The organism is Nitrospira sp. Nam80 (assembly GCF_965152575.1).
The window spans coordinates 3,434,936-3,455,764 of sequence record NZ_OZ224216.1 but is presented as its reverse complement, the minus strand read 5'-3'; the positions used below and the strand labels follow the sequence as shown (position 1 = coordinate 3,455,764).

Below are 20,829 nucleotides of genomic sequence, written 5' to 3'. Positions count from 1 at the left end.
TGATCCGTCCGGTGGCGATAGGAGTCAGCGATGGTTGGAGTGGAGGATGAGGAGCATGTATGAACCGAACTGACAATGCTTTGACCGTTACCGATGTGAGCGGGCCGTTTCGTGAGCCGCGAGAGTCGGTCTTTTCGTATGACTATGCCATTCAGCGCCCCACCTGGGCCACGCCGTTCGCGGTTCGCATTAAAGTGGCCATCGCGGACGAACTTGACGTCATCAAGGGCATCATTATGGGACCTGTGTCCGGTTCTCCTGGACAGCAACTCATGCTGAACAAATTACTCACCAGGCACATTGCCGATCAGAAACTCCGCATTGCCGATAGTGAAGGCATGCTCTCGGACCGGCGCGATGTTCTCGTCGAACCTTTTACCGGACCGATGGCCCATCTATTCCCGCAGCTGGACCGGTGGGTGCAGGAGATGCGGGAGGCGCTCCGGGCCGAGGTGAAGCAGAAGATCGGGTTGTAACTTGAGCAACTGGAAGAATGTCCAGTCATCAGGGTGGCGCAGTTGCCATCAGCCAAGAGAAATGGGCGCCGTCGCAGCGGAATGAATGGCTCAAAAGATCCGGCGATAATGTCGGGAATGAATACCGGAGTCGTCGGCAAACCCGAGCGATCCGGAATCGGGATTACCCGTGTCATTCAGGTCGATCCGATAATGGCCTTTCACATGCTCCATCGCTTCTTCAAAGGGGACCATCTGAGGATACAGCTCGCCGGGAGCATGGGCCCCACGGGACAATGTACGGACCGATTCCGGCTCGGCATATTTCTGTTCGGAAAAGATGTAGATGTCCGCTACCGCATGCCCGCCTAATTTATGTCCCGGGCTTGTTTCCGGAATCAATCCGGCCAGTGTTTGATCCAATCTGGCTGACCGGAGTCGCTTCAGGAGGCCGACGATCTGGCTCGCTGTGGCTTCCCGCGGCACGACAAGGCTCACGGCATTGACATCCGGCATGGTCGTCTGCACCTTGAACATCACCGGCGCCGTGTCCGTGTCGTCGGTGACCTGGGAAATCTCCGGACCCGTAGCTTGTTTTTGCTTCCCGCTCGGCACGGCCAGCGCGATGAGGAGCCACATTCCAATAATGACGCCGAACACCACGATCGCCGGATGCAAGCCGGCTCGTTTCCCTTCCTGATACGGGCCCGATTCTTCACTCATGATTATGGTTCCTTGCGTCCGCCTGCCGCTCGGACTCTTGGCGCCGCGGGGAGTGCTCCACCGCCTTGGCTTGCTCCCAATAGTCATCCATTTCCTGGAGCGAGAGTTCGTTGATGGTCCGGCCGGTCTTGATCGCGCAGTCTTCGATAAAATGAAAGCGTTCGGCGAAGCGGTTGGTCGCTTGGCGCAGCGCGTCTTCCGGATTGATTTTGAGGTGCCGTGCGAAGTTGACCATTGAAAAGAGCACGTCGCCGAATTCTGCTTCCATCATGTCGCGTTCCGTGTGCGGGCGGAGCGGACCTTGTTGGGAAGGATCCGCTGCATGATCGCGGTGTGCACCATAGAGATGGATTGCCCCGCGTAATTCACTGAGCTCTTCGTCGATCTTTGCGCTGACTTGGTCCAATCCCTCGGCATTGGCCGGCCAGTCGAACCCGACGCGGGCTGCGCGAGCTTGCACCTGATAAGCCCGGAGCAGGGCGGGCAGCGTTTTGGGAATATCATGCAACACCGAGCCGGTGCGTCCAGATTCCTGCCGTTCCGCGCGTTTGATCTCCTCCCACCGATGGAGGACCTGGTCGGAATTGACGGCTCCCTCACCGTCGGGTGATTTCTGAAAGACATGGGGGTGCCGGCGTATGAGCTTATCGCCGAGCTGATCCATGACGTCGGTCACGGTAAAGCTGCCGTCTTCCGAGGCAATCTGGCTGTGGAACAGTACTTGGAGCAACACATCGCCCAGTTCTTCCCGCAGCTTTTGCTTGTCCTGGTGGTCAATGGTCTCGAGAACCTCGTAGGTTTCCTCCAGTAAATAAGGTTTGAGGGACTCATGTGTCTGTTTCCTGTCCCAAGGACACCCGCCTGGCGCGCGAAGGGCGGCCATAATTTCCACGACGCGATCGAATGACTGTGACATGATGCGGTCTCCCGGCCCCATTATACTGAGTTCTTGCGCGGCTTCAACGGGTGCGCGCGGCTTGCGCCGTCACAAGCCCTATGGTAGGGTACGCCTGTAAGAAAAGCTGGTCGGAGAAGATCGAGCCATGGGCAACGAAGAACAGGGATTCGTCATCCGTGACCGCCGTGGACGTGGTGACAACGCCGCGCCGGGCCGAACCGAAGCTCCTCCTTCCTCATCGGCGCCGGCCGAGGAGCCCGTTTTAGAGACCGGGCACCACGCACATCTTCCGGCTAACTTTTCTTCGTTTGTCATCTCCATGGGAAGTTCGGCGCTCATGTTGATGGGGGAGCAACTCAGTCCTCAACAACCGCCACCGCCCGTCAATCTGCCCCAAGCCAAGGAAATCATCGATCTCCTGTCGATGCTCGAAGAGAAAACACGCGGGAATTTGACCTCCGACGAACAAGGCGTGCTCGAAGATATGTTGTATGCTCTGCGCATGAAATTCGTCAGCCTCTCGTCCGGGCAGCAGCCTACGCATACCCCGTGACCGCGGCGTCCTTCCTCTGATTCGACCTTCGCGCGAACCTGTTCGCCTTGAGATTGTCCTCGTTCCGCCGTGTGAGATCCGGCTGCGGTGTGAATCAGGCGGAAGGCATGCGGGCTTTGAGAGTCGGCGGAAAATTCGCTATAGTACACGCAGTGATCCTGCCCCATAACCCACATGGATAACACCATGGTCAAGCTCGACGAGGGAGGCCGACGCGCGTCCGATCGGGCGGACGGCCCAGCGGGTCACGCGCCGGTTTCCGGCGGCATAGTCAGAACGGAGCGGCGTTCTGCGGCGACCCCGCGAGAGCCGGAACCGCGGAGGCGGCATCTCCGCCCTGTCTGGATCGTCCTCATTCTCCTCCTCCCATGTCTGGCCCTCACCGTGTACTATTCTCAGACCGTCGTCCCGAGCGGTGAAGAATCGGATTCTTTTCTCCCGAGCACCGGCTATGCGTTCGTACTGCTCCTCATCAACCTCGACCTCATCGGCTTTGTCGTCCTCACTCTGTTGCTGTCGCGGAACCTGATCAAGGCCTATTTTGAGCGGCGACACCGGTTGGTGGGGTCCGGGTTCCGGGCCAAGCTCGTGGCTGCCTTCATCGGGTTTGCATTGATCCCGACGGTGCTGCTGGCCTTAGTGGCCAGCGGGTTGGTCAATAAAGCTGTGGATGTCTGGTTCAATGATCAAATCGAGCATGTCATGAAGGATTCTTACGAGGTGGCGCGGATGCATCATGCCGGCCATGTGACCCTCGCGATCAACAGCGCCCGGGCCATCAGTCATGAGATCTTCCGTGAAGAGCTGTTGGCGCCGGAACAGCGCGATCTGCTCGTGGCCGCCATCGCCAGAAAGCGATCGGAGTACGGTGTGGCGGGGATCGAGGTCTTTTCCGCCAAGATGGAGACGCTGACCAAGTCGCTGAATCCCGAGGTGCCGACCCCGGTCTTGGACTTGCCGATCGGCCAGCTCGTGCTGCAAGTCATCAACGGCAAGCAGGAATTGACCTCGGTTCAGGAGGCCCAGACCGGACGATTAGTACGGGCGGGCGTGCCGATCGCGTCCAGTGTCCGTCGAGGCGAGATCGACGGGGTGGTAGTGGTCGATGCCTATGTGCCTGAATCGTTGCTGGGAAAAATGGAAAGCATCGGCCGCCAGTATGCCGAATACAAGCAGTTGAAGGCCATGAAGAATCCCATCAAGGCCGGCGCCTATCTCCTGGTCGCCGTCATCACGGTCATGATTCTGTTCAGCGCGACCTGGTTCGGATTCTATGTGGCGCGCGGCATCACGGTTCCCATTCAACGGTTAGCGGCCGCGACGGAGGCCATCGCCCAAGGCGATTTGTCGGTGCGCATCGAGGCCAAGGCCACCGATGAAATCGGCACGCTGGTTGATTCCTTCAATCGCATGACGGAAGACCTGCAGGGCAGTAAATCCAAATTAGAGGAGGCCAATATCTCGCTGCGGCAATCCAACGTGGAACTGGATCGGCGCCGAGCCTATACCGAAACCGTGGTCGATACCATCGCCGCGGGCCTGATCTCCATCGACCGGCAAGGCATCATCACGACGTTCAATCCGTCGGCCGAACGTATTTTGGGATTATGGGCGGACCGATTCCGCGGGCGGTCGGCGAACGAGGCGTTCAAGGAATTCGGGCTTGATCTGTTCCAAACGGTGTACGATCGCATGCAGGCCGATCAACGGGAAAATCTGGCCGTCGAAGGGCAATTGGATCTGCAAGGCCGGTTTCTGACGATTGGAGTCCACTGTTCGCGGATGAGAGACGAGTCGGCGAAAGATCTCGGCTTCGTGCTGATCTTTGAAGATTTGTCGGAATTGATCAAAGCTCAAAAGGCGGCGGCCTGGCGGGAAGTCGCGCAACGGATCGCTCATGAGATCAAGAATCCGCTGACGCCGATTCAACTGTCTGCGCAGCGGCTGCGGAAAAAATTCCAGGACAAGGCGCCGGACTTCGACCGCATCTGCGATGAATCGACTCAAGTGATCGTCAATGAAGTGGGAAGTCTCAAACAGATGCTGGATGAGTTTTCCAAGTTTGCGCGCATGCCGGCTCCCCAAATGTCGGTCTGTTCGCTGGATGAGGTAATCAGAGAGGTGGTGACGCTCTATGACGGCGCGCACCGGGACATCGAGTTCAAATTGGATCTGGACCCGGAACTGCCTGCCTTGAGTTTCGACCGGGAGCAGATCAAGCGGGTCTTCGTAAACCTGTGCGATAACGGCATTCACGCCATGAACCAGAAGGGCCGGCTGTCGGTTCACACCCGGTATGACACCAAGCGGAGGCGGGCCGTTGTGACTATCGCGGACGAGGGGACGGGCATTGCGGCGGAGGACCAGGACAAGCTGTTCGTGCCCTATTTCTCAAGGAAAAAGACCGGGACCGGACTGGGCCTCGCGATCGTGCGGCGGATCATTACGGATCATGACGGCCAGATCCAGGTCGCCCCCAATCATCCGCATGGCGCGGTGTTTACGTTCGAGCTGCCGGTGTAGACCCGGGAAAGCACACGTCCTGGGGAAGCGGTTGCGCAGCAGTCGGGGGAACGGCGGGTGAAGGATGTGCGGGAATGGGTGAGTGAGATCAGGAAAGCGCACGTCCCGGTTAATCGGTTGCGAAGCAAGCCGGAGGTGGGGTGGGTGAAAAAATTCGCGGGCTGGGCGGGTGAGAATTGGGAAAGGCAGCGTCCCGGCGCTGCCGGGGTGGGCGGGTGAGAATCGGGAAAGGCAGCGTCCCGGCGCTGCCGGGCTGGGCGGGTGAGATCGGCAAAGTGCGAGATCAAGTATGATTTGGTGATTGATTGGACTTGTGATTTGTAAGGTTGCGCCAGAATCAAGCATTTCGACCTGGCACGCGAATGACGGAGCATTATGTCGGCGTCAATTCTCATTGTAGACGATGAAGTCTCGATCCTGAATTCCTTGAGCAGCATTCTCGAGGATGAAGGGCATGAAGTGGTGGTCGCCAAAAGCGGGACGGAAGCGCTGAAGATTTGCACCGCGGATCCGCCCGAGCTCATGTTGCTGGATATTTGGATGCCCGAGATGGACGGCTTGGAGACGCTGCGCCGCGTGAAGGAACTCGTGCCGTACACGCAAGTCATGATGATGTCCGGCCACGGCTCTATTGAGACCGCGGTGAAAGCCATCAAGCTCGGTGCCTATGACTATATTGAAAAGCCGCTGTCGCTTGAAAACGTCACCTTGCGGGTCAAGCATGCGCTGGAACAACACCGGCTGGAGCAGGAAAATCGCACACTCCGGACCAAGGTCGAAGGAAAGTTTGAACTGGTCGGCCGGGCACCGGTGATGGATCAATTGCGGCAGCTCATCCAGACCGCCGGGCCTACGAACAGCCGTGTTCTCATCGGCGGGGAGAACGGCACGGGAAAAGAACTGGTCGCACGCGCGATCCACCAGCACAGCGCCAGGGCGAGCCGGCCGTTCGTCGCCGTGAACTGCGCGGCGATTCCGGAAACCTTGATTGAAAGCGAGTTGTTCGGCCATGAAAAGGGGGCTTTCAGCGGGGCGACGTCCATGAAGCGGGGGCAGTTCGAGCAAGCGGACGGAGGCACGCTCTTCCTGGACGAGATCGGCGACATGAGCCTGAACACACAGGCGAAGGTGCTGCGAGCTCTCCAGGAGCAGCAGTTTACCCGCGTGGGAGGGATGAAACTGATCAAGGTGGATGTGCGGGTACTGGCTGCCTCAAATAAAGATCTGTTGAAGGAGATCGAAAAAGGGGTGTTCCGGGAAGACCTCTTTTACCGGCTGAACGTAGTGCCGATCATCGTGCCGCCATTGCGCGAACGCCGGGAAGATGTGCCGGTGCTGATCAAACACTTCCTTCATGTTCATGCCGAGGAACAGGGATTGAAGATGAAACAGATCTCGCCTGAGGCTATGGATGTCTTCATGCAGTACGATTGGCCGGGCAATATCAGAGAGTTGAGGAACCTGATCGAACGGCTGATGATCATGGTGCCGGGGCCGGTGATCGAAGCAACGCATGCGTCGCTCGCCTTGCAAGTGCGGCCGAATCTCTCCGCCTCCCAGTCGGCCGTTTCGCCGCCGCCGGGGCAACATTTAGCGAACAAATCGTATGAGTCCCTGCGGGACGCGCGCAACGCGTTCGAGAAAGAATATATTTCCCGCAAGCTTCGCGAACATCACTGGAACATTTCGCGTACCGCGGAGGACCTCCAGATCGAGCGAAGCCATCTTCATCGGAAGATCAAGTTGCTCGATGTCGAGATGCGGCCGGAAAATTAGCAGATTCCGTCAGCGCGGTAGCGTTGTTCTCGCGCAGATTCGCCTAGCTGCTGTAACTTTCGAAAGAACGGCTGCGGGTCCCCCCATCCCCCAAATAGGAATTTGGTGGTTTCCGATCCGGGCTCGCCTGTTGTAACAGCCGAGCCCGGTCGGCCCCCGCTCGTTCTTTCGCGACGCACATCAGCGCGGCTTATCTGCGAGATCACTCCTTTCACCGCCCTGACGGATGTGTGAACATAAAGTGAAGAAGAATAGTTGAACCGGACCGCATCCCGCGTTGACCCTTATGGCGCCCCTCCGCTAAGATGCGCCCCTTATGACGACCTATCGCGATGCCGGCGTCGACATCGACGCCGGCGATGAATTTGTCGAGCGAATCAAGCCCCACGTGCGGGCCACCTTTCGGCCTGAAGTAATGACGGATCTCGGGGGATTCGGCGGGCTGTTTCGCTTGCAAGCACAACGGTACACCGATCCGGTGCTGGTCTCTGGAACGGACGGGGTCGGGACGAAACTCAAAATCGCCTTTCTCATGGACCGGCACGATACGGTCGGGATCGATCTCGTGGCGATGTGCGTGAACGACATTGCCGTCAGCGGGGCCGAGCCCTTGTTCTTTTTGGATTATTTCGCAACGGGCAAATTGTCCGTGTCCAAGGCGGAAGCCGTCGTGAAAGGAATCGCCGAAGGCTGCCGGCAGGCTGGGTGCGCGCTCATCGGCGGAGAGACCGCGGAAATGCCGTCGTTCTATTCCGAGGGCGAGTACGATCTGGCGGGATTCGCGGTCGGTGTAGTGGATCGGCCGAAGTTGATTGATGGACGGCGGATCGTGCCGGGCGACGCCGTCGTCGGACTGGCTTCCACCGGCGTGCATAGCAATGGATTCTCGCTCGTGCGTAAGGTGCTGTTGGAACAGAGCCGGCTTACGGTGGACAGCCGGCTGCCGGAACTCGGAGCCTCCATCGGGGAGACCGTCCTCACGCCCACCAGGATCTATGCCAAACAAATCTTGTCGCTGGTTCGGGAATTCGACATCAAGGGCATCGCGCATGTGACGGGTGGCGGGATGACGGATAATCTGCCTCGTGTCTTTCCGGCTCACTGCGGAGCCTTGATCCGCCGCGGGTCATGGCCGGCGTTGCCGATTTTTCAGGTTATTCAAGAGCGGGGACGTGTCGCAGTCGATGAAATGTTTCGCGTGTTTAATATGGGAATCGGCCTGGTTCTGGTGACGCCGGCCGAGCAGGTCGATCAGGTTATCAAGCGGGCGGGGGAGTTGGGCGATCAGGCCTATCGAATCGGAGAAATCATCGCTCAGCAAACCAGGGAAGGAACGGTCGAATATGTCGGATAATCGTTCCAATCCGGTCCGGCTGGGCGTTCTACTGTCGGGACGAGGTTCCAATCTGCAAGCGGTGATTGACGCAGTAGAGGCGGGGACGTTGTCGGCGACGATTGCCGTCGTCATCAGCAATAAGAGAGACGCCGCCGGTCTCGAACGCGCCCGCAAGCACGGCGTGCCTGATGTGTTTCTTGATCCCAAACCATTCGCCGGACAACCGGATAGTCGAGATGCGTATGATCGAGCCCTCTTGGACCTGCTGCGCAAGCATGAGGTCGAGTTGGTGCTCCTGGCCGGCTACATGAAAATAGTGACGCCGGTATTGGTCAAGGCCTATGAACATCGCATGATGAATATTCATCCCTCATTGCTGCCGTCTTTTCCAGGACTAGAGGTGCAGAAAAAAGCCATCGACCATGGGTGCAAAATCGCCGGTTGTACGGTGCATTTTGTCACCGAGGGAGTGGACGAAGGGCCGATCATCATCCAAGCCGCCGTCCCCATCCACGAAACCGATACGGCGGAGATTCTTGCCGCTCGTATCCTGGAACAGGAACATCGGATTTATCCGCGCGCGGTCCAGCTTTATGCGGAAGGACGCCTGCGCGTGGAGGGGAGGCGGGTGGTCGTGCGCGAGTCCGGAAAGACGGCCGAAGGATTTTTCAGCCCGACGTGATGAGCAGGCCGTAAAGAATTCTTCACGACGACATTCAAGATCCTGCTAGAGAGACGAAATGGGGTTGTGTATAATGCAGCCTGGTCAGACAAGACGAGCGCCGGGCTTTCTCCCCGTCTCCTTCGCAGGACATCAATTCTGTGCACTGTCGCGCAGACAACCCTGCGGGTTTTGTTGCGGCGCTCGTCCAAATGTTTAAGCTGCATGGTGAGGTAAGGTCCCAACATGCAGACTCATCACTGCATCGATGTGGGGGGCTAGCTCAGTTGGGAGAGCACTACGTTCGCAACGTAGGGGTCGGGGGTTCGACTCCCCTGCCCTCCACCAAACCGCACTTCGTGTGAGCCGCCGCCTCCTCAGGCGAAGCCTCTCTTCATTGACGCCGGCGGATAAACGCCTCCAGTGCGTCTTCTTTTCTCTGATACCAACCTTCAGTTGACCCGCGCGCTCTTCAAAGAATTATCGTAATCCGATGCGGACGGATAAATCCTCCGGTGCTCTCTTTCGCCGTAGCGGCGCATCGTCCGCGAGTCTTCTTGCTTCCGAATAGTTCATGTGACCGCCGCCATTTCTACCATGGCGATGAAACGAGACAGCAACTCTTGGAAGACTCCACTCAATATGTTTTCTATTTCGCGAGAGACCGCTGCCAAGTTTGCATGTTGACCGGGACCACCTGTTCGAGAGCCGTATGGCAAGTCGACGGAAGAACGGAACCAGAACGGTCCTGACTCAGAACTTTGAAGAGGGGCAACGTATAGCAGTACCAAGCGCTTTCAGTTGGATGTGTGTTTTTCGGCCGGGAAGAGACAACCTGGATCAGGAACAAGACTAGAATGAGGAAAACCAGGACCATTCCGAGACTGAGCAGCCATATTGAGACCCGGTCTGTTAATGAAGCAAGAGGTGGCGTACGGCTTGCCAAGCTCCTCAACGATGCTTTATGGAAAATAACGAAGATCGCATGGGTGGCAATGCGTGCCATGATCACCTCGCCGGAGGTCGGTCAAAGAGCGATGGAGTGTAGTCGCCAGTCCATATCGCCTCGTGTTCAGCGCTAGGTGGCCCAACCGACTCAGACTATCCACCTCAAGGAACACATCCTGCGAAGGCCAGTCCTGCAACTGTTGCGTGACCTCTTCAAGGTACACTGAGGTTTCGTTCTTACCACTTCGAGAATAAGATCCCCGGTAGTTGTTTGTTGCGGCATAAGGCCATTCCTCGGTCTGACAAGAACCTCGGAGCTGCCGTTTGACCGGAAACTGACGCTCCGCGGTTAGGGAGCGCGGAACTAAATAAGCAAGTTCTAGTCCGCATAAGCTAGTTCTAGTCCGCCTTGAATCGGCTTGAAGCATTTCCGAGATTGCCTGGAAAGATCCTCCAAAGCCACGGATTAGGAAAGCATTTTAGGTTGGATTTCAGGCTGCTGTTTGACTTTTTAAATGTTGATTGAATTTCGCACGGTGCGAAACGAGCGAGAATGCTCGATGGTGGAAGAAAATGAGGAGGATCAAGGACATAAGGCTCGTACCGGCAAAATGTCTGCAATCGTCCGCCGTTGAGATTTGTTCATAGTTATGGCATGCATGAGGCCGAGCGAAAGATGATCTCGCATAGAGCAACACGTTGTCGAACGTCGCCTGGGAAAAGGAAGTTCCTGGCCATGGGCCCCTTTCTCTTCTTAATTCTTCTTTCCGCTTTCTCATGTACCAAAGACTCTCATTTCTGGGAACAAGGTAGTCGCAGCGAAGCGCCGAAACGTTCCACTATTGCCGAAATCTTCCAGCGCGACGGGGTAAGCTCGCCACCGCCGAATTCCACGCCGCCGGAACGTAGGCAGCCCGTAGTGGACAAAGAAAACAGGTCTTTCACCCAGTCGGCTCGGACTATCCCCGACGGCGCAGCCGATGCCCTGCGCATCGCCACGTTTCACGGCTGCTACGACGGCAATACCTGCATCTTCGATCTCGCCGGTCTGCCGCCGGTCTTCGGAAGGAAGATCACCGTCCGACTTATGGGCATTCACACACCGGAGTTGCAAGCGCGATGTGAGCTGGAGCGGGCGAAGGCGTTGCAGGCAAAACGCTTCATCGAAGAGATGATCGTCCGAGCGAAGGACGTCAGGATAATTGATGCAAAGCGCGATACGCAGTTCCGGCTTCTGGCCCGATTGTCCGTGGATGGAGAAGATGCCGGGGGCAAGCTCGTTCAGGCTGAATTAGCGGTGACGTATGGCGGCGGCGCCAAGTCCATGGACTGGTGCTCGAACGTGCCATAGCCAATTTCAACGGTTGGGTAGCCTGATATGTGGTGGAAATCGTCACCACGGCTAACCATGGAAGGGAGGCTGACTTTCTGCGGGTGCCAGGAGGCGGTAAAGGATCGCGGTGTGCTCCGGAAGCGGGGCAGAGGAACAGCCGTACAGATCATGTGCTACATCCACCGGACCAGTGAACTTGCTATCTACAGAAGGACAAAAAAGAGGGTTGTCGCCACACATGCCTTCGGATAGGATGGACCCGCGTGTTCTTCACGAGATAATTGCATTCTGATGCGGAAGTAAACGTCTTCGGTCACCCATTTCTGCCCCACGTCACCTTAGTCGCCCCTCGACTCGTCGTTATCGGAAGGAGCCAACCTATAACTTTGTGTGAACAATTCATGTCATGGCGACTCTGCGTTACGGTATGGTACTCTACGCGACAATTCGACTTCATAGCATAATGTGCAGCGGCTTAGCCGGCTGCATTCGTTGCGACAGGCCCGCAATCCATGCGGATTAGCGGTGGAGTGGAGAGATTTGTCCGCTCGCATCACGCAACAAGAAGGAGTCATGTGAATGCCACAAATCTTCTTTGGTTCCTGATCATTATCATTATTACCGGCTGCGCATCGATCGGGCCGAGGTCTATGAGCCGTGACCGCTTCGACTATTCGGGGACGGTGGCGGAATCATGGAAGACTCAAATGCTGTTGAACCTGGTCAAGCTTCGCTATGGCGACACGCCAGTCTTTCTCGACGTTGGGCAGATCGTGGCCAATTACTCGTTCCAACGAACGCTGAGCGCCAATGGAACCGGGAATATTTTCAACAGCGGTACTGTCCCCGGTGTGATCAGCGGTACTTTCGGTTTGGGCGCTCAGGGTGTGCTTACCGATACCCCCACCATCACATATGCGCCTCTTGCGGGTGAGCGGTTTGCTCGTTCCCTGATGATGCCGCTGCCCGTTTCGGCGATTCTCAACATTCTCCAGGGTGGTTACCCCGTAGACTTCGTATTCCGTCTGGCAGTACAGTCCGTCAATGGTGTGGATAACCGGCGCGTTCAGCTACAGCACGTCCGACCGGCCGATGCGGAGTTCTATGCCCTTCTGAAGGATCTGCATCGAGTCCAAGCCTCCAACGAAGTTGGCGTTCGGATAGAGAAAGTTGGTTCTGAGGAGGTACTGGAATTAGTCTTTCGCCCTCGTATTTCTGCCGCCATCGAAGGATCGCTACTCAACATCAAGAGAATATTGGACTTGGATCCCGACTCGCAGGTCTTTCGGGTCGTCTACGGCGTTGTGCCTACGAGCGACAAGGAAATCGCCCTGCTGACCAGATCGATTCTCGAGGTCCTCACGGACCTCGCATCACGCATCCACGTACCGGAAGTGCATGTGGCGGAACACCGGGTTGGACCGACGCCGGAAGCTGATCTAGGTCCTGAAGGGCCGGTTCGGGACCTCATCCGGATTAATACCTCCACTGAGAACCATCCGGAAACGGCCTTCGTCAGCGCGCCCTACCATGGTTACTGGTTCTCCATCGACGACCGGGATCTCCGCTCCAAGCAGTTGTTCACCTTTCTGATGTTCCTCTTCACCTTCGTGGAGACCCCGGGTGGCGCTGCTGCGCCCATTTTGACGATCCCGGCTAGCAAGTAAACCGTTCATAGGGAGCTTCTCAGTGATACGCAAGAGCATAGCGCTGATAGTCATCGGATTAATACTCGTTTTATTCAGGTGGCATGAATTGGACGCGTCCCAGGCGTTTGCCGAGAGCCTCCTCCCTATCAGGATCGGATATCAATCGGCCTCTTCGGATGACTGGCTATTGTTTGCGGCCAAGGAACTGAAGTTGTTCGAGAAAGCGGGCTTGGCGCCGGAATATGTGCCGTTCATCGCGGGGCCGCCGATGATCGCGGCCGCGAAGAACCGGAGCATTGATGTGGCCATTGTGAAGGTCCTCCCGTTTCTCAGCGGTCTGTCTCAGGGCCTGGACTGGGTGATGATAGGGATCCATTCCGAAGGGGCCTACAGCGAAGGCCTTGTCGTGAGGAGAGATAGCGGCATTGAAACGCCAAGCGACATGAGAGGCAAGCGTATCGGCTATTTTGCTGGGTCAAGCGCCCATTACGGTTTGATCATGACCTTGCGACAACACGGCATAGCTCGCGACCAAGTGAAGTTGCTGGATATGCCTCCTGAAATACAAATGGCCGCCTTAATACATAAAGAGATTGATGCCGCGATGGTGTGGGAACCATGGATCCAGCGAATGATTCACGAGGGGAATGCGAGACTCGTTGCCATAGAAGGCGACCTTGGCATCTACACGAATGTGGCGGGCATCAGTGTCCAGCGCCAATGGCTTTTGGAAAACAGGGCGACGGCGGTGCGGTTCCTTCAAGCCTTGATATTGGCCTACGACGCCTTGCAAAAGAACCATACGGCTGCGATCCGCGCAGTAGTCGAAGAAACAGGTACCAAGAAAGAATGGGTGGAGCAGATCTACCGGGATGCGCCCCCGCCTAATATCCACTTGTGGGCGGATCGCCGGTATCTGTATTCGTTGGCGAAGGGAGGGGTTTTTCACAGGAGATTGGGGTATGTCGCCAGATTCATGTTTCATGAAAATGTCTTCCCAATGGAACTGGATACCGAGGACGCGCTCGATTCATCGGTCATTATCGAAGCACTACAAACGGTGAAGCGAGACCAATGAGGGCAAGGTGGGAGGGAACCGTGGACGGCAGACGAGCCGGGACCCTGGTTCTCGCGGCTGTTCAGATCCGTGAAGCAGGCCGGTCGTGAAGTGGAGGGACGCGATGGAAATTAATCCACCGCGTGAAAAACGAGCTGATCCGAGCCCACCGACCACGGGGCGGTCGACACTGCGCGCGGCAGTATAGGCAATATCCATGTATGACCGCACAATGTTCACTACAGTGATGACACATGCTCATGGGCATCATACCAAATAGTGCAAACACAGGGAGAAGGATGTCGCGGCCGCCGACTGTCCGAACGGTTACAGTATTTTCTAGATGCAGGAGGGTGGTGCGCTACGGAGCATTTGGAAATAATGTCGTAGGATACCAAGAAACGTACAGGTCAGATCGCTCCTATTGCGACGTGCTGGCCCAAGGGAGGTGCTATTCAGCTCCCGACGGGCATTCATTCAAATAGAAGAGAGGGGGCACTTACGTGCTAGGGCGTCTCCATTCAGGATCGAAGAATGTAAGAGTAAGGCTGACGCTGCTGTGTATAAGTACGTCCGTCCCTATCGATTCCATTTGGTCATGCAATTAAGTAGCGGCACTTAAAATAAACTCATCGATAACCGTCAATATGTTGGTGTGATTATCCAGTTGGCATCTATATGTAGTAATTGTCAGATGATGGACCGCTCATGCCCAACGAATGGGCAATGTGATATTCAATCAGTCACAACGCGCCATTGATGTCATAGCAATCATCTTATCCCCAAGCTTATCCACAGATTTTGTGGAGAATGTACGGGACAAAATACTGGTATTCAAGCAATCGAAGTCACTAGGGCCGATCGGGCCCTCCACGAGCTGTATGGATTTGCCTACAGCCTCCCTCGTATAAGTGATTACGCTAGAGCCGTTTACTGGGCCAGCCGGCGGCCGAGACAGTCTCGGTGGGCAATGCAGAAGACTGGATCGGAAAAAGGGCAGGACGATGATCGAAACAGAACCCAGACATCTGCGCAAGAGAGCTGGAGGCGTCCATTCATTGCCCGACTCATTCAGGCCACAGCATCCTGAGGAATAGAAGCGCCGCGCCGGCGCCGAGGACCAGTGAGAGACTCATTACGATATTCATGACGTCATCTCCGTTCTATTTTGTGTGGAAGATTGATGCAACTGTGATACGGCAAGATCCGTACCACTTCAGTTCCTCCCACGTAGCTTCCCATACGGCAATCATAAGACATTGGTTTTCCATAGGCGGTGGACAATACGAGGTTCCTTAAGACGTTCGTGTGCGGAGGCCGGCAGTATCGAATCGGATACGGTGTATGCATCCAATCGGAGGAGCGCTCCTCCCATTCCGGTTGCGGGCGGCCGCCGATATGCCGCCTATTCGCAATGACACAATTAGGGTGATGCTTTGAATCTCGGTCCGATGCTTGTCCTGGAAAGAGCTACCGCCTATATACAACGCGCACACGGGAAAGAAACTGAGTCAAATGTAGCGTGCGCTCCCGAATGGTGAGGAGATCCCGCCTTAGCGCCGCCTGTTCCAGATCGTGGCCGATGGCGCTGATGGTCTCAAATCCGTAGCCTCCCCCATCACCTTTCATGCGGTGACCGAGAAGACGAATCGTATCCCATTGTTCTTTCTCTATGCAGCCGTCGAGAATCTTCACGTCCTTTCGCCGATTATTGAGAAACCCGGGAACAATCTCTTCAAGATCGGGATCAATATAGACAATGAGGGCCTCATGTGAGTCCGATGTATTCGCATGCGTCATGGTGTCAATTGTCCTTCATACGCCGACAAAATATCGAGGAGCGTCGCCTTCTTAATGGGTTTCGTCATATGGGCATTGCATCCGGCTTCAAAGATTTTCGCCGCTTCTTGCTTCAGGGCGAGGGCCGTGAGCGCAATGATCGGGGTCTTCGTTACCCCTTCGTGTCGTTCCCATTCCCGGATTATCCTAGTCGCCTCCAACCCGTCCATGACCGGCATTTGCATGTCCATAAGAACCACGTCATAGTGCCCGCTCTGAAACTTGTCCACGGCGATCTGCCCGTTTTCAGCCAGTTCGATGTGATGGGCTGTTTGCTTCAAGTAGGTTTGAATCAACAGTTGGTTATCTCTGGAATCCTCGACCAAGAGAATGCGCAGCGACGATGTAGTCTGGTTCCCGTGTTTGTGGAGTCTATGCCCCGGCGGTTGGCAGACGCCCTTTGAGCGATCCAGCGCGATCATGACTGTTTGCGCCAAATCCGATCGCTTGATGGGCTTGACCAGATAGCCGCCTAAACCGAGGTCGTACGTCCTTGCGATATCATCGGCCCAGCGGTCGGAAGCCAGCATAATGATCAATAAGTCGGCGAATGCGGGATCCGCCTTGATGGCTTGAGCCGTCTCGAATCCATCCGTACCCGGCATGCGACAATCCAGGAGGAGCAGGCGATACGGCTCGCCCCCGGCAGCGGCACGACGGAGTTCTTCCTCGGCCGCCGTCGCATTGTCCACGTCGCTGACGCGAGCGCCCCATGCGGAGAGCATGTCGCGAAGAATCTGGCGGTTGATCGAAAAGTCATCGGCGACCAATGTGCGAATATCCTTGAGCTGAGGTGAAGGGGCCGGATCAGAAGCGGCGTGGCCGGCTTGGATGTCGAGCAGAACGGTGCAATAAAACGTGCTGCCCTGTCCTTCCCGGCTGACGACCCGAATATGCCCCCCCATGAGTTCAGCGAGGTGTTTGGAAATGGGCAGGCCCAGTCCCGTCCCGCCATAGAACCGGGAAATGGAACTATCCGCTTGTGTGAAACTCTCGAAGATCGTGCCGAGCTTGTCCGGTGGAATGCCGATGCCTGTATCCTCGACGGAGAAGCAGATGGCTCCGGTGCGGCGCGCGTCGGGATCCGGCGTGACCCGCATGACCACGGACCCGTGGTCTGTGAATTTGATCGCATTCCCGATCAGGTTAACCAAAATCTGATGGAGTCGATTCGGATCCCCGATGACCTGGCATGGCAGGTCAGGACTCACATGGCAGGCCAGTTCCAGCCCCTTGTCGTTTGCCCGCAAGGCAAGGATTTCGATGGCCTTCTCGATCAGTTCGTTCAGATCGAACTCGATGCGATCCAGTTCCAGGTGCCCGGCTTCCACCTTCGAGAGATCGAGAATGTCGTTGATCAGACTCAATAAACTGCTGCCGGCACGGCGGACGACCCGGAGGTATTTTCGTTGTTCCGCGGTGAGTGATGTTTCCCAGAGCACGTCGGCCATGCCGATAATGGCGTTCATCGGTGTCCGAATTTCGTGACTCATACTGGCCAGGAATTCGCTTTTGGCTTTGCTGGCAACTTCAGCGGCCTCCTTTGCGACGCGGAGGGCCCGTTCGACTTCGCGGCGCTCGGACGCTTCCATCGCCAGCGTCACCATGGTGGCCAGGGAGCAGGCTGCATTCTCCTCCTCCGCTGTCCAGGTGCGCCGGCCTCCCACGTGCTCATGGCACAGGACCCCGACGACCAGGCCCTTTCGCCGGATGGGCGCGTCCAACATCGCGCCGATGTTCAGCGGAGTGAGATAGCCGTCCAAGAATTCCCGGGTGCGCGGATCGTGATGAGCATCGTGGGCGGCGATCGCGTGCTCTTCTGTTTCGACCGCCTGGAAGTAGGCCGGGTATTGGCATCCCTGCAGGATTGTTCCCGAATGGTGCGATTGCGTCGCCCGCTCATACAGATCCAGGAGGCGAATCGCCGTGCGGTCTTGTTCGAACAGCCAGATGCTCACGCGTTCCACGGCCAATGCATCGCCGGCGGCGGCCGTAATTGCATGCAGGGCTTGTGTTAAATCGCCGCTATGGAGGCCTTCGCTTTTGACGAGTTCGAGGAGCACGGTCTGGTGGTCCTTGAGGACTTGGTCGCGCTTCCCCGACTTGGGCAGCGCCTGAGTGAAGAGCGGGGGATTCGGTTGAATCGGGACAGTGGCCGCTGGTCCCGTCGCATCCGACCCGGTTCCGGATTGAGGGAGACTGTGCGAAGGCATGGGGTCGGGGGCGGAATGCGGCTTCTTGGTGAAACGAACGGCTCTTTTTGCCATCACGAGGTAGGGGGAGATGAATTGCGCGGTCGCAGCAGGCGCGCGAAGACAAGGCCGGCGACGGTTCATTCCTCGCGTGTGTGTTGGACCAGCGTCAGCACACCGGCTTGCTTGGTCCGATTTCGTCCATCCTGTTTGGCCTGGTAAAGCGCCTGATCGGCCGCCCTGATAAGATCGGTTGGAGCGGCGGTTCGGCTGGGGATCGTGCTGGCAAATCCCAGGCTGATGGTAACTAGCTCCCCGCTCGGATGTTTCATGTCCATTTCCTGCACCCTCCGCCGCAAGGTCTCGGCTACCTGAGCCGCCCCTTCGACAGTCGTGCCGGGCAGAACGATGACGAATTCATCGCCGCCATAACGGGCGACGAGGTCGCCGGGTCGGTTCACGGCGCCGGAGATGGCGTTGGAGACCTGCCTCAAACATTCGTCGCCGGCTTGATGGCCGTTGGCATCGTTATAGGTCTTGAATTGATCGATATCGAGCATGATCAAGGAGAGAGGAGTGTGTTCGCGGACGGCCCGCCGCCATTCCTGGTCGAGAAAATCGTCGAACTGGCGGCGATTGGTGATTCCCGTCAAGCCGTCGAGGCAGGATAGGCGAAGCAGCATTTGGTTCGCCTCCTGCAGCTGGCGCATGACCTCCAGAAGTTCCTGTTCCCTGGCGCGCCGGCGATCGATTTCATGGACCAGCCGAAGCACGCAACGCACTCTGGTCAAGAGTTCGATTTTGCTGATCGGTTTGGCCACATAATCGACGGCTCCCGCGGCAAACGCGAGCTGGAGGTCGACCGGGTCTGTCTTGACGGTGACCATGATGATCGGGATGTCGCGGAAGCGCTCGACAGCCTTGATTTGGCGGCAGGCCTCGATGCCGCTCATCGACGGCATGACGATATCCATCAGGATCAGATCAACCCGATGCGGAGACGGCTTGCCGCCGTCCAAACCGAGGAGCCGGAACGCGGCGGCGGCGGAATCGGCGATGAGGGTGTCTTCGTAGCCGGCGTTTGAAAGGAGCGATTGAAGAAGGTGAAGATCATCGGCAGAGTCGTCAACGATCAAGATGCTCATCGCGAGCCCTTTCTGACAAGGCGGTGCAACCAGCAGAAAATCTAGCAGCTACTCCTTGTAAAAACCAGGATAAAGCTTCTTTATGCAGGGCGTGCAGAGGCCGTGACTGAATTCCGCCTCCGAGTGCTGTTGAATATACTCCTCCAATTGTTGCCAGAATCCCTGGTCGTTGCGGATCTTCTTGCATGAGGCACAGATGGGAACGAGGCCTTTCAGGACTTTGACTTCGCGCAAGGCTTTCTGAAGCGCCTCGTTGCTGCGCCGCAATTCCTGCTCGCGCGCCTTGCGGCAGTCCATCTCTTTCTTGAGCATCAGGGCGGAGGAGACACGGGCCAATAGTTCCACGGCGTTGACCGGTTTATTAATGAAGTCGATGGCCCCGGCAGAGAACGCGGCCTTGAGATTTTCCACCTCCGTCTTTGCCGTCACGACGATGATGGGAATATCCCGGAGGTGCTCGATACTTTTGATATGGGCGCAGGCGGTGACACCGTTGATATCGGGCATGAGAAAATCCATCAGAATGAGATCGATAGGGCACGGGGAGGCGGAGCCAATGGCGTCGGAGGCGCCAAGTTGAAGGTAGGCGGATTCAGCCGAGTCCGCGAACAGGATCTCCTGGTGGCCGGCTTTGGTCAGGATCGACCGCAAAATCAATTGCTGATCAGGCGAATCATCGACAATCAGAATGCTCATGTTGTCACGGCTGAATGGTACGGTCGGGCTCGTCCGGCAGCTTTCCGGTCGTATCGGAATTATAGCCGAGTCGCGGATTCGCCTTGTGTTGAATGATATTGAAGATGGACTGCTGTGATAAGTATAGCAGTCGCGGTGGGGTTAGGATTGAAGTTTGGCACGGACGAGGTCACTGACCCGCTTCCCATCCACGGTTTGGCCGGCGAAGCGAGCCATCACCGCCTTCATGACCGCGCCCATGTCTTTTAAGGACGGGGCGCCTGCCTCTCGCACCGCAATGTCCACGGCCCGGCTGATGTCTTCGTCCGAGACGGCGGGCGGAAGATAGGCCTCAATGATATTGATCTCCAGCCGTTCTTTCGCGGCCAGATCGTTGCGGTGTCCCTTCTCAAACTGTTCGGCCGCTTCCTTCCGCTGCTTGATCAGAGTGGTCATCACGCGACTCATCTCCGCATCATCCAGGTCCTTCTTCATCTCCACTTCCTTGTTCAGGACGGCTGCCTTGATCATTCGAATTACATCCATGCGCAACTGGTCCCTGGACTTCATGGCAAGCTTCAGATCTTCAGTGAGTCGGTCTCGGAGAGACATATGCGTGGTCCTCAAATGAATGGCATAAAAATTAAGAATAGCGGGATTCGATAGGTCAGTCAATCGGCCCGCGGGATAGCTCAACACGCCATGCGGCACATCAGCGTCCTATGTATAGAAGAGGTTCGAGCCCAGGTTGAGATCGGGGCGCTCGCTCTGCATAATGACGCGGATGTCGCCTGGCGCATTTCTGATGCATGTCGCCCGGCTGGCGGACAACCCTATATGGAGGAAACCATGGCGGTTCAAACGGCAACGGGCAGGCGTGATGGAATGGTTTGCGTCTGTGGGTTCTTGGTGGTCGCCTTCACGGCGGTCGTCGGTTGTACAAGTGACAAGCCGAAGCCGATGCAACAGCCGAGCCCCGAGCAGGTGAAGGGAAGCGCGGATCGGACGTTCGACAAATTGAAGCAGGAGGAGCGGGAGAGAAAGCCGGCGGGGCAGTAACGATTGA

Annotated in this window: 17 protein-coding genes and 1 tRNA gene; 11 read left to right on the top strand and 7 right to left on the bottom strand. The window is 56.8% G+C overall.

Going from position 1 to position 20,829, the window contains the following annotated elements:
• Positions 1 to 59 precede the first annotated feature (59 nt).
• Entirely contained in the window at positions 60 to 476 is a 417-nt protein-coding gene (locus ACWGXE_RS16295; RefSeq protein WP_447599034.1) for a hypothetical protein, read from the top strand.
• Positions 477 to 566: 90 nt separating this feature from the next.
• Here ACWGXE_RS16295 and ACWGXE_RS16290 read toward each other — a convergent pair whose 3' ends face one another.
• Positions 567 to 1,178 (bottom strand): hypothetical protein, encoded by a 612-nt coding sequence (locus ACWGXE_RS16290; RefSeq protein ID WP_447599033.1) that lies wholly within the window; start codon positions 1,176 to 1,178, stop codon positions 567 to 569.
• Entirely contained in the window at positions 1,171 to 2,094 is a 924-nt protein-coding gene (mazG, locus tag ACWGXE_RS16285; RefSeq protein WP_447599032.1) for a nucleoside triphosphate pyrophosphohydrolase, read from the bottom strand. The genes ACWGXE_RS16290 and mazG overlap by 8 nt, the downstream gene beginning before the upstream one ends.
• Positions 2,095 to 2,221: 127 nt before the next feature.
• Between mazG and ACWGXE_RS16280 the strand changes: the two genes are divergently transcribed.
• From ACWGXE_RS16280 to ACWGXE_RS16240, 9 genes are all read left to right on the top strand, one after another.
• On the top strand, positions 2,222 to 2,629 hold the full coding sequence (locus ACWGXE_RS16280; protein WP_447599031.1) for a DUF1844 domain-containing protein: 408 nt from the start codon (positions 2,222 to 2,224) through the stop codon (positions 2,627 to 2,629).
• Between the two features lie 186 nt (positions 2,630 to 2,815).
• Positions 2,816 to 5,152, top strand: a complete 2,337-nt coding sequence (locus tag ACWGXE_RS16275; RefSeq protein ID WP_447599030.1) for a sensor histidine kinase — start codon at positions 2,816 to 2,818, stop codon at positions 5,150 to 5,152.
• A 375-nt stretch (positions 5,153 to 5,527) separates the two neighbouring features.
• A complete protein-coding gene (locus ACWGXE_RS16270; protein ID WP_447599029.1) occupies positions 5,528 to 6,928 on the top strand; it encodes a sigma-54-dependent transcriptional regulator in 1,401 nt (466 codons plus the stop codon).
• A 316-nt stretch (positions 6,929 to 7,244) separates the two neighbouring features.
• Positions 7,245 to 8,282 (top strand): phosphoribosylformylglycinamidine cyclo-ligase, encoded by a 1,038-nt coding sequence (purM, locus tag ACWGXE_RS16265; RefSeq protein ID WP_447599028.1) that lies wholly within the window; start codon positions 7,245 to 7,247, stop codon positions 8,280 to 8,282.
• Positions 8,272 to 8,946 carry a phosphoribosylglycinamide formyltransferase gene (gene purN, locus ACWGXE_RS16260; protein WP_447599026.1) on the top strand — a complete coding sequence of 225 codons (675 nt, stop codon included), beginning with the start codon at positions 8,272 to 8,274 and terminating at the stop codon, positions 8,944 to 8,946. The genes purM and purN overlap by 11 nt, the downstream gene beginning before the upstream one ends.
• Positions 8,947 to 9,197: 251 nt before the next feature.
• A tRNA-Ala gene (locus ACWGXE_RS16255) sits at positions 9,198 to 9,273 on the top strand.
• 1,519 nt (positions 9,274 to 10,792) lie between these two features.
• Positions 10,793 to 11,224, top strand: coding sequence for a thermonuclease family protein (locus ACWGXE_RS16250; RefSeq protein ID WP_447599025.1), 432 nt, complete (start codon positions 10,793 to 10,795; stop codon positions 11,222 to 11,224).
• A 689-nt stretch (positions 11,225 to 11,913) separates the two neighbouring features.
• Positions 11,914 to 12,873, top strand: coding sequence for a hypothetical protein (locus ACWGXE_RS16245; RefSeq protein WP_447599023.1), 960 nt, complete (start codon positions 11,914 to 11,916; stop codon positions 12,871 to 12,873).
• Between the two features lie 22 nt (positions 12,874 to 12,895).
• Positions 12,896 to 13,933 (top strand): ABC transporter substrate-binding protein, encoded by a 1,038-nt coding sequence (locus tag ACWGXE_RS16240; RefSeq protein WP_447599021.1) that lies wholly within the window; start codon positions 12,896 to 12,898, stop codon positions 13,931 to 13,933.
• 1,449 nt (positions 13,934 to 15,382) lie between these two features.
• On the opposite strand, the gene ACWGXE_RS16235 is transcribed toward ACWGXE_RS16240, so the two are convergent.
• The 5 genes from ACWGXE_RS16235 to ACWGXE_RS16215 all read right to left on the bottom strand — a co-directional run bounded on the left by ACWGXE_RS16235 (position 15,383) and on the right by ACWGXE_RS16215 (position 20,375).
• Entirely contained in the window at positions 15,383 to 15,712 is a 330-nt protein-coding gene (locus tag ACWGXE_RS16235; RefSeq protein WP_447599019.1) for an Hpt domain-containing protein, read from the bottom strand.
• Positions 15,709 to 18,087 carry a response regulator gene (locus tag ACWGXE_RS16230; protein WP_447599017.1) on the bottom strand — a complete coding sequence of 793 codons (2,379 nt, stop codon included), beginning with the start codon at positions 18,085 to 18,087 and terminating at the stop codon, positions 15,709 to 15,711. The genes ACWGXE_RS16235 and ACWGXE_RS16230 overlap by 4 nt, the downstream gene beginning before the upstream one ends.
• Positions 18,084 to 19,088, bottom strand: a complete 1,005-nt coding sequence (locus tag ACWGXE_RS16225; protein ID WP_447599016.1) for a diguanylate cyclase domain-containing protein — start codon at positions 19,086 to 19,088, stop codon at positions 18,084 to 18,086. Before ACWGXE_RS16225 ends, ACWGXE_RS16230 begins: the two co-directional genes overlap by 4 nt.
• Before the next feature lie 48 nt (positions 19,089 to 19,136).
• Positions 19,137 to 19,784 (bottom strand): response regulator, encoded by a 648-nt coding sequence (locus ACWGXE_RS16220; RefSeq protein ID WP_447599015.1) that lies wholly within the window; start codon positions 19,782 to 19,784, stop codon positions 19,137 to 19,139.
• A gap of 141 nt (positions 19,785 to 19,925) precedes the next feature.
• Positions 19,926 to 20,375, bottom strand: coding sequence for a GatB/YqeY domain-containing protein (locus ACWGXE_RS16215; protein WP_447599013.1), 450 nt, complete (start codon positions 20,373 to 20,375; stop codon positions 19,926 to 19,928).
• Positions 20,376 to 20,612: 237 nt separating this feature from the next.
• Between ACWGXE_RS16215 and ACWGXE_RS16210 the strand changes: the two genes are divergently transcribed.
• Positions 20,613 to 20,822: a hypothetical protein gene (locus ACWGXE_RS16210; RefSeq protein ID WP_447599011.1), complete on the top strand. Its 210-nt coding sequence runs from the start codon at positions 20,613 to 20,615 to the stop codon at positions 20,820 to 20,822.
• The last annotated feature ends 7 nt before the right edge of the window (positions 20,823 to 20,829 follow it).